Genomic DNA, 2705 nt, shown 5'->3' with positions numbered 1-2705 from the left:
TTGCCGCAGATCAGGTCGTACTCGCAGACCGTGTGGACGATCGGGATCCCGCGCTTGGCCGCCTCGCGCCAGACCAGGGTCGAGACGTCGAGCAGCGAGTGCGTGTTGACGATGTCGGGCCGGAAATCGTCGAGGACGCGGCCGAATTCGGCCGCGACGGCGAAATTCCATTGCTGCTTGAGCTTGGCCCAGGCGCGGCCGAACCGGGTCGCCTTGGGCCAGTCCTCCAGCCAGAAATCGTTGTGGTGCGCCATGCGGTAGACGGTGACGCCGCCGCGCACGCTCTTGGACTCCGGCTCCCGGGCGATGCAGGCCGCCGCAACCGTGTGGCCAGAGGCGACCAGTTCCTCGGCGAGGTGCTCCACCGAGCGCTCGGCGCCGCCCACGATGTAGGGCGGATAGAGGGCACTGAGGTGCAGGATCCGCAAGGGGCCGGTCACCGCGCGTGCGGCGCCCTGATCGCTCGGCCGGTCCTGGCCCTGGGAGCGCGGCTCCTCGGTGAGGATCCGGGCATAGGTCGAGGACAGGGTCGGGGTGATCATGGACGGCACTCGCTGAGGTGCGGGCGCTCCGCGCGCGCGGAAAGCTCGAGAGGCAGTTCGGGGCGGGCCGCGTCGCGGGTCGCGGCGTAGAGGTCGAGATAGGCGGCCGCGACGACGACCGGGTCGGTGCCGGCGCGGACGCGGGCGGCGCGGGCAAGCCCCTCTGCGAGGCGGGCGGGCTCCGCGACGATCCGGGCCATCGCGGCGGCGAGTGCCGGGGCATCGCCCGGTGGCACCAGCCACGGCCCCGGTCCGACCTGCTCGCCGATGCCGCCGCTTGCGGTTCCGATCACCGGGACGCCGCGCCCGTAGGCTTCCGCCACCGTCCGGCCGAAGGGTTCGGGCCAGATCGGGGGGACGACGAGGCAGTCGATGCCATCCAGGAAGGCGTCGCGCTCCGCGTAACCCAGGAAGGTCGCGGGCAGGCCCTCGGCCCGGGCGCGGTAGTGGTCGAGCCCGTCCACGGCGCGGCCGGCAACGGAGAGGCTCCAGCCTGCCCGCGGCAGGCTCCGGCAGGCTTCGAGGAGCGTGTCGAAGCCTTTGGCGGCCTCGATCCGACCCAGATAGCCGAACCGAACCGGCGCCCCCGGAACCCGCGGACGCCGTGCCGGCGGCAGGCCGGGCGGGATCGGATTCCAGATCACCCGGCGCAGCGCCGGCGGCACGTCGGTGAAGAACCCGGCATCGAGATGACGCTCGAGGATGTCTGAGCCCACGGCGGCCAGAGCCGTCACGGCGCGCTGACAGCGCCGGTGGATCCCACCGTAGAGGCGGCATTTGAGATGCTGACCGTCACAAGGCCGGCCGTCCCGCACCATCGCGCCGTTGGTGCAGAGACTGGTGAAGTCGTGGAGCGTGTGCACGATCGGCAGTCCGAGCTGCCGGAGCATCGGCCAGAGCGCCGGCGGCAGCTCGGAGATCGAGTGCGTGTTCACGAGATCGGGTTCGAAATCCCGGACCGCCGCCGCCATCCGGTCGAGCGTGGGTCGGTTCCACTGCGCGGCGAGCTTGTAGCGAAGGCGGTCGAGCCGCCCACGTTCAGGCCAGTCGAGGATGTGGAAGGGCGTTCCGTGCCCGGTCCGATAGACGGTGACGCCGTCCTGAAGGACCGGCTCGCCCTGCGCCCGTGCCGCGCAGACGACGGCAACGTCATGGCCGAGGCCCGCCTGGGTGCGGGCGAGTGTCTCGACCATCAGTTCGGCGCCCCCGACCTGCTCGGGCGGATAGAGCGAGCTAAGGTGCAGGATGCGCATGCGGCACCTCCCGAGCGGGGCGCGCCGGAGCGCCGTCCCGGAGCGCGTCGAGCAGCAGGCCCTCGTAGCGGCGGGCGGTTTCGGCCCAGTCGTACCGACGGACATTGTCGCGGCCGCGCGCGATCAGCGTGGCCCGGAGCCCTGGTTCGTCGAGCAGGCGGCGCAGGCCCGTGGTCAGCGCCGCAGCGTCGGCGGGATCGAAGGTCAGGGCACCGGCTCCGGCGATCTCGGGCGTCGCGGAGCGGTCCGAGCAGAGAACCGGGCAGTCGAGGGCCTGCGCCTCCAGCACGGGCAGGCAGAACCCCTCGGTGAAGGACGGGACACACAGGCACAAGGCCGCGCGGTAGAGGCCCGCCAGCCGGTCGTCGTCGATCCGCGACAGACGCGTCAGCGGCACCGGGGCGCCGCCGAGCGCGGCGGCGATCGCCTCGTCGGGATCCTCGCCCACGTGCACGATCCCGATCCCCGGCCGGCCGAGCCCGACCACGGCGCGGGCGAGGGTCGCGAAGTTCTTGTTGTACAGGGCGTTGCCGACCGCCAGCACGAAGGGCCCGGCCGGGAGTCCGGCCCGGGGCCCGTCGCGCGTGGGATCCAGCATCGCCGCGGAGGGCACGGTCTGAGCCCGTCCGCGAAGCCGGGGATAATGGTGCTCCAGATCGCGCCGGGTCGCCTCGGACACGGTGATCACCCGTGCGCTGTTGCCCAGCACCAGCCGGAAGATCGGATCGGTGGTCAGGGCCTCGCGGGAGCGGATGCGCTCGGGCAGCGTGCGGAAATAGAGATCGTGCACGACGCTGACCCGCGCGCGACCGCCGAAGGCCGCACCGTAGGGGTCGGCGTTCAGCACCACGTCGATGTCCAGGGCCCGGCACAGCCGCGGGACCACGAGGCTCGGCGCAGGACTCGAGCA

At 72.4% G+C, this 2705-nt stretch carries 3 protein-coding genes; all 3 read right to left on the bottom strand.

Annotated elements, in window-relative coordinates; all coding sequences use genetic code 11:
- A partial coding sequence (locus tag I53_RS11390) for a glycosyltransferase (RefSeq protein WP_187294339.1) occupies nt 1-428 on the bottom strand: 428 nt, incomplete at its 3' end.
- A 110-nt stretch (nt 429-538) separates the two neighbouring features.
- On the bottom strand, nt 539-1795 hold the full coding sequence (locus I53_RS11385) for a glycosyltransferase family 4 protein (RefSeq protein ID WP_043350623.1): 1257 nt from the start codon (nt 1793-1795) through the stop codon (nt 539-541).
- Nucleotides 1776-2705 (bottom strand): glycosyltransferase family 1 protein (locus tag I53_RS11380; RefSeq protein WP_043350627.1); only part of this gene is annotated, 930 nt, incomplete at its 5' end. The genes I53_RS11380 and I53_RS11385, both read right to left, overlap by 20 nt.

Origin of the sequence: Methylobacterium sp. B1, assembly GCF_000333255.1 — a bacterium.
Lineage (GTDB): Bacteria > Pseudomonadota > Alphaproteobacteria > Rhizobiales > Beijerinckiaceae > Methylobacterium > Methylobacterium fujisawaense.
The sequence above is the reverse complement of the archived record's forward strand: the minus strand, read 5'-3'. Positions and strand labels throughout refer to the sequence as shown.

Bases quoted from the DNA above. Each gene is read 5' to 3' on its own strand.
- I53_RS11385 (WP_043350623.1), bottom strand. From the start codon at position 1,795: ATGCGCATCCTGCACCTTAGCTCGCTCTATCCGCCCGAGCAGGTCGGG.